The organism is Faecalibacterium sp. An121 (assembly GCF_002160915.1).
GTDB classification, from domain to species: Bacteria; Bacillota; Clostridia; order Oscillospirales; family Ruminococcaceae; genus Faecalibacterium; species Faecalibacterium avium.
Genome location: NZ_NFLM01000041.1, coordinates 1 through 5770, shown reverse-complemented (window position 1 = coordinate 5770; position 5770 = coordinate 1). Strand labels below are relative to the sequence as shown.

Below are 5770 nucleotides of genomic sequence, written 5' to 3'. Positions count from 1 at the left end.
GGGTCTCTATCTTTTATACACCATAAGGAGGAAAAATTCATTATGAAACTCAAGAAGATTGCTTCTCTGGCGCTGGCCGGCATCATGGCCGTCAGCATGCTGGCTGGCTGCAAGGACGGTTCTTCTTCCAGCGAGCCCACTCAACCTGAGAATCCTGTTACCTCGAATGCTGTTACTTATGCAAACGATGCTTTGACCGGCGCTCAGAAAGAACTGTTCTCGTTTAAAACAAATGAGGAACTGGATGTGGCACTGAAGGCAGTTGCTACTGATTCTACCGCTTTTACAAGTAACATGATTGCTAATGCATATAAGAAAGTTACCTGGACGAATGACGCAGATGAAACTACTCTGACCGGGAAGCTGGAAGGCAAGTTTAGTGGCCAGCGCGTAGATGTGGGCGATTTCTATGCTGTTCCTGCAGACAAGGAATCGCAGAAAGCAATCTATCTCTATACCATGTCGGGCTCTCTGGATGAAAAAGCGGCAGTTACAGCTGTAGTTAGTGCGATTGCTGGTCATATGAACCGGACTACTTACCCTGCTTCTATTCCTGTTTCTGGCTCTACAAAGTATGATTGCACCTACTCTGCAAATATTAGTTCTGTGAAAGTAGCAGCACCTGATAATGCTAATAATACTGCGTGGGTTATTGGTGTTGTCATTACTCAGACTGTGGCTGAGAGTGTCGCTTGATTTTTAACTTTACTTATAACACCCCCGGGGCACCATACCGGGAGATGATATAAGGGGCGCACAGGTGCTAGAGACCACCTGCGCGCTCGGGTAAAACACCCATCCGATGTGGCGGCAAAGAGGAATAGAACCATATATTCCTTCTGTTGTTGATCGCACCAAAACAAAAGAACTTTTGCGTCACGAAAGATAGGGTCCCTCTGCGGGGGCCGGCTGCAAAGCCGGCCCCCGCATTGTTTAGCGTGTCGAAAACGACACGCTCCAGGGGGAACCCATTTCTGCGCGTAGCCGCGCGGCAGAAATTCCTTCCCCCTGGTATTCCCCTGGGGACAAAATTTGCCGTCGAACCGCGCACTCGCCGCAAGGCGGCTCGCACACTCTCTCCGTCAAATTTCCCTGTATGTGTCCTGTCCATCCGCACATGTCGGCTGGACAGGACTTTTTTTGATAGTTTGTGCGGCAGTCAAAAGGAAAAAATTAAAACTTGACGCAGGCCCCTGGATGTCGTACAATAAGGACAAGGCCTTATGGTGAGGCCTACAAAACTTTTGTTTTGGTGCGGGAAAAGGCCCCGGGTCCGCGTTCCTTTGCAGGAGCACGGCCTGGGGCCTTTTCTGTTTTGCGCTTCGTTATTCTTCAAATTCCAGATCCCCGGGCAGGATCAGATCCAGAGGGGCGCTGGGCTCGGCCACCAGACGGCGGCTCTGGTTGTAGATGGCCTTTTCCAGGGTGTTGCGGGCCAGACGGCCATTGCCGGCCGAACGGCTGTCGGCGGCCTGCCTGCGCTGGTAATACCCCAGCAGCGGGAAGGTGCAGCCGTCGTCCAGACGGTACCCCCGCCCGGCCGCCAGAGACACGGTGATGTCCACCAGCTGGCTGGCGGTGTAGTCGGGGAACTCGATCTGGTTGGGGAACCGGCTGGCCAGGCCGCTGTTGGCCGTGAGGAACTGCTGCATCTCTTTGGTGTAGCCCGCCAGGATCACCACCAGGTCCTCCCGGTGGTCCTCCATCCCCTTCACCAGGGTGTCGATGGCCTCCAGCCCAAAGCTGTCCTGCTGGCCCCGGTAGAGGCTGTATGCCTCGTCGATGAACAGTACGCCCCCCAGAGCGCTCTCGATGACGCTGTTGGTCAGGGGCGCGGTGTGGCCGGTGTAGCGGCCCACCAGATCCCCGCGGCTCACCTCCACCAGCTGGCCGCCCCGCAGCGCCCCGATGGCCTTGAGATAGCGGGCCACCAGCCGGGCAATGGTGGTCTTGCCGGTGCCGGGGTTGCCGGTGAAGATCATGTGCATGGACAGGCTGGCGGTCTTCATGCCGGCGGCGGCCCGGCGCTTTTGTACCTGGACATTGTCCGCCAGGCCGAACACATAGCTCTTGACCTCCTCCAGACCCACCAGGGCGTCCAGTTCCCGGCGCACCTGCTCTGCGCCGCCGTCGTAGACGGGGGGCAGCAGTTCCTCCAGAGGGGCGGGCACGCTGCCGTCGATGGAAAAGCGGAGCACGCCGTTTTCCACATCCAGTACGGCGGTGCCCTGGCGGAAGCTGTCATTCCGCAGGCAATACTCGCTCAGGGCCCGGAAGATCCGGTCGCAGCAGGCGGCCATCCCGCCAGCCCCCTCCCTGGGAACGGCCTGGGCCGCCACATAGTCCCGCACCGGCTGGCCGGCCTGCAAGGTCAGGGCCAGCTGGCGGGTGCAGCGCCGAGCCAGCTCGTTCAGCTGCCTGGCGGCCAGGGCCTGCAGGCTCTCGGGGGTAAAGGGCTGGGTCTGGCACACGTCCCCCAGGGCCGCTACAAAACCGGCCCCCAGCTTTTCCGCCATGGCCTGCCGCCCCTTGTGGGAGAAAAAGATCAGATACTTGCCCCGGGGGGTGATCCGGCTCACTGCGCCGGCGGCCAGGGCGCTGCCTGCGTCCACCAGGATGCCCTCCCGGTTGACCAGATACCGGCTGGCCAGGGGGGCGGCCCCCTTGACGGCCAGGTCGGCCAGGGTGCGCAGGAAGGCCGGGCAGCAGCTCTCGTAATGCTCGAACAGGACCATCTCCCCGGGGGCGTTCAAGGCGGCGTACAGATCCTGCAAAAACAGCCGTTCGGTGCCCGGGTCGGGGTAAAGGGCCAGGTCCACCTGGGCGGCCTTGTCGCTCTGCAAAAGGCCCCGGGCGGCCATCAGGCGGGCAGTCTCCCGCAGGGCAAAGTGACGGCCTGTGCCCGCCGGCCCCCAGATCAGGAGGACGCTGCGGGCCTTCTCCCCTTCCGTCCCCAGCACGAAGGGGCGGCGCATGGCCCGCACCAGGCTGTCTACATAGGCGTCCTGCCCCAGCACCGTCTGCTTGACCTGGGCCGCCAGACCCTCAAAGCTGCCCAGGTGCTGGGCGGGGGTGTCGGCGGTGCCCTGGGCCAGCAGGCCGTCGGCCTCCATGTCCCGCAGCAGCTGGCGGCTGTCCTCCAGAGCGGCGGCGGTGGCGGTGTCCTGGGCCTTGAGGGCCTTGTTCTGCTTTTTCAGCAGGGCGTCCAGGGTGCGCTGCTGCTCCAGCAGGGCCTTGTTCAGGCTGTCGGGGTCGGCTCCCCTGACGGGGGATTTGGATGCCTTTTCCTTTTCTCCGCTTCCCTTGCCTCCGGTGCGCATCCTGCCCCCCGGGCCGAACACGCTGTTCATCAAATTTTCCCAATCGTCGTTGTAGCCCATCTTGTGCGGCCCTCCCTGTTTTGTGCTGCTTCCAGTATAGCGGGCCGGGGGATTTTTTGCAACTGGGAGAGGCTTTTGGATTTTTGTTTCCCGGCTCTTGCAAAGCGGCCCGGCGTCCTTTACAATAGAAGAAAAGGATCTGCAGGGCGCGCCGTTTCCGGATACGCCCTGGGCGCACGTAGAGAAGGATGTGACAGCAGTGAGCGTAAAGACCCCCAAAAGCCTGCGGGCCTATTATGACAGCGAGCGGTTTGAAAAGGAGTATCTGTACGACGGGCCTCTGGGCCCCGATTACAGCCGGGACGGCACCCGGCTGCGGCTGTGGGCGCCCACGGCCGAGCAGGTGCTGGTCAACCTTTACCGCCAGGGGGACAGAGGCTTTTGCATCGGGTCCCTGGCCATGGAACGGCGGGAACACGGCTGCTGGACCCTCTACCTGCCCGGGGACCAGCACGGGATGTACTATACCTTTTCGGTGCGGGTGAACGGTCAGGTGCGGGAGACGGCGGACCCCTATGCCCGGGCCGCCGGGGTCAACGGCAACCGCAGCATGATCGTGGACCTGCGCCGCACCGACCCGTCGGGCTGGCAGTTCGACCGCCGACCCGTCATCCCCCCGGCCCGGCGGGTGATCTGGGAGGTCAGCGTCCGCGACTTCTCCTGGGACCCAGAGGGCGGCTTTACACGGCCCTGGCGGGGCAAATACCTGGCCTTCACCCAGGAGGGCACCACCCTGTCGGGGGACGGCATCTATCCCACCGGCCTGAGCTATCTCAAGCGGCTGGGGGTCAGCCATATCCAGCTGATGCCGGTGTTCGACTTTGGCAGTGTGGACGAGTCCCGCCCGGTGCGGCTGCAATACAACTGGGGGTATGACCCCACCAACTACAACGTCCCCGAGGGCAGCTATTCCACCGACCCCTACCACGGGGAGGTGCGGATCCGCGAGTTCAAGCAGATGGTGGCAGCGCTGCACCGGGCCGGCTTTGGGGTGGTGATGGACGTGGTCTACAACCATATGTACCGCCAGGAAAACGTGCTGAACGACACCGTGCCCTACTACTTTTTCCGTCAGAACCCCGACGGCACCCTGTCCAACGGCAGCGGCTGCGGGTGCGAGTTTTGCTGCGAGCGGCCCATGGCCCGCCGCTATATGATCGACTCCATCCTCTACTGGGCCAGGGAATACCACATCGACGGGTTCCGCTTTGACCTGATGGGCCTGTTCGATGTGGACACCATGAACGAGATCCGCCGCCAGTTGGACCGCCTGCCCCGGGGGGAGGAGATCCTGATGTACGGCGAGCCCTGGCAGGGCGGGCAAAGTATGCTGCGGCGGTACGAGGCGAACAAGGCCAATTTGCAGATGCTCAGCACCCGCATCGGGGTGTTCAGCGACGACACCCGGGACGCCATCAAGGGCAACTGCTTTGAGTCCCGCAGCCCCGGCTATGTGGAGGGCAAACAGGACGCGTTCTGGGACATCGGCGCGGCGGTGGGGGCCTGGTGCCTCCACGACCGGGTCAACCCCCGCGCCCCCAGTCAGATCATCAGCTATGTGTCGGCTCACGACAACCTGACCTTGTGGGATAAGCTGCTGGCGGTGCGGTACAAAAAGCCCGATTACAGCGCCGCGCCCGACACCATACTGGCGCAGAACCGGCTGGCTGCCGGCATCTACCTCACCTGTATGGGCACCCCCTTCATGCAGGCCGGCGAGGAATTTGCCCGCACCAAGAAGGGCATCAAGGACAGTTACCGCTCCCCTGCCTCCATCAATCAGCTGGACTGGGGCCGGGCCGCCCGGTTCCATGGGCTGGTGGACTATTACCGGGGGCTGATCGCCCTGCGCGCCCGCTTCCCCCGCCTCGGAGACGGCAAGCTGGAGAGTGCCCATGCCATCCAGTTCTTTTCCCTCGAGCCACCCCTGGAGGGCTGGCACCTGGAAGCCGCCGAAGGGGACGGCGCCGCCTGGCCCGAGATCGCGGTCTTTTACAACCCCACCGCCGAATCATGCACGGTGCCCCTGCCCGAAGGCCAATGGCGTCTGCTGTGCGACGGCGTCTCCTCCAGCCTGTGGCGCGGCGAGGAGATCATCCGCACCGGCTCCACCGTGCTTCTGCCTTACAGCGCCACCATTTTGGGACAAGTATAAGCCGAGATTGCATAAGCGCCCCGCATTCGCGGGGCGCTTTTCGTTGCCTCCAGATCCCCGGCACTCGAAGTTAGAGAACGCGAACTAAAGAAAATAAAGAAAAAATGGCAAAATTTAAAATTGGGTCTTGACACCGGGGGGGGTATGTTATGATAGGCACACAAAGGAAAGGACCTTCCTTTGAACCTGTTTTGGGTCTCTATCTTTTATACACCATAAGGAGGAAAAATTCATT

The 5770-nt window shown here is 61.4% G+C and carries 3 protein-coding genes; 2 read left to right on the top strand and 1 reads right to left on the bottom strand.

The annotated features are described in order from the left end of the window. Positions 1–42 precede the first annotated feature (42 nt). A complete protein-coding gene (locus B5E66_RS13275) occupies positions 43–696 on the top strand; it encodes a hypothetical protein (RefSeq protein WP_087233741.1) in 654 nt (217 codons plus the stop codon). A gap of 629 nt (positions 697–1325) precedes the next feature. Here the strand turns inward: B5E66_RS13275 and B5E66_RS12450 are convergent. Then, entirely contained in the window at positions 1326–3380 is a 2055-nt protein-coding gene (locus B5E66_RS12450; protein WP_087233738.1) for an AAA family ATPase, read from the bottom strand. A gap of 199 nt (positions 3381–3579) precedes the next feature. Between B5E66_RS12450 and pulA the strand changes: the two genes are divergently transcribed. Beyond that, positions 3580–5535 carry a type I pullulanase gene (gene pulA / locus B5E66_RS12445; RefSeq protein WP_087233735.1) on the top strand — a complete coding sequence of 652 codons (1956 nt, stop codon included), beginning with the start codon at positions 3580–3582 and terminating at the stop codon, positions 5533–5535. Positions 5536–5770 lie beyond the last annotated feature (235 nt).

Coding starts and splice junctions, on each gene's coding strand:
- B5E66_RS13275 (WP_087233741.1), top strand. CDS start 43: ATGAAACTCAAGAAGATTGCTTCTCTGGCGCTGGCCGGCATCATGGCC.
- B5E66_RS12450 (WP_087233738.1), bottom strand. CDS start 3,380: ATGGGCTACAACGACGATTGGGAAAATTTGATGAACAGCGTGTTCGGC.